Annotated in this window: 1 protein-coding gene; it reads right to left on the bottom strand. The window is 63.0% G+C overall.

Annotated elements, in window-relative coordinates; translation table 11 throughout:
* A partial coding sequence (locus M3629_RS28060) for an ATP phosphoribosyltransferase regulatory subunit (protein ID WP_251512176.1) occupies nt 1–462 on the bottom strand: 462 nt, incomplete at both ends.

Below are 462 nucleotides of genomic sequence, written 5' to 3'. Positions count from 1 at the left end.
GTTCCAGCCCCATGGCAAAACCCACGCCCGGGGTAGCGCGACCGCCCAGCTGCTCAACCAGGCCGTCGTAACGACCGCCGGCGCAGACGGTGCCCTGGGAACCAAGGCTGGTGGTCACCCACTCGAACACGGTGCGGTTATAGTAATCAAGGCCGCGCACCAGGCGCTGGTTGACGGTGTAGCGGATCCCGGCATCGTCAAGCAGCGCGCACAGGCCGGCAAAGTGGGCTTTCGACTCTTCGTCAAGATAATCGCCGAGCGCCGGCGCGTCGTTGAGCAGCGCCTGAACGTCCGGGTTTTTGGAGTCCAGCACCCGCAGCGGGTTGGTATACATCCGGCGTTTACTGTCTTCATCCAGTTTATCGGTAAACTGCTCCAGGTATGCCACCAGCGCGTCGCGGTAGTTGGCGCGCGCTTCCAGCGAACCGATGGAGTTCAGCTCCAGGCTGACGTGCTCGGAGA

This window comes from Paenibacillus polysaccharolyticus (assembly GCF_023714295.1).
In the GTDB taxonomy this organism is placed as follows: domain Bacteria; phylum Bacillota; class Bacilli; order Paenibacillales; family Paenibacillaceae; genus Paenibacillus; species Paenibacillus polysaccharolyticus_A.
This window is presented reverse-complemented; position numbering and strand designations above follow the sequence as displayed.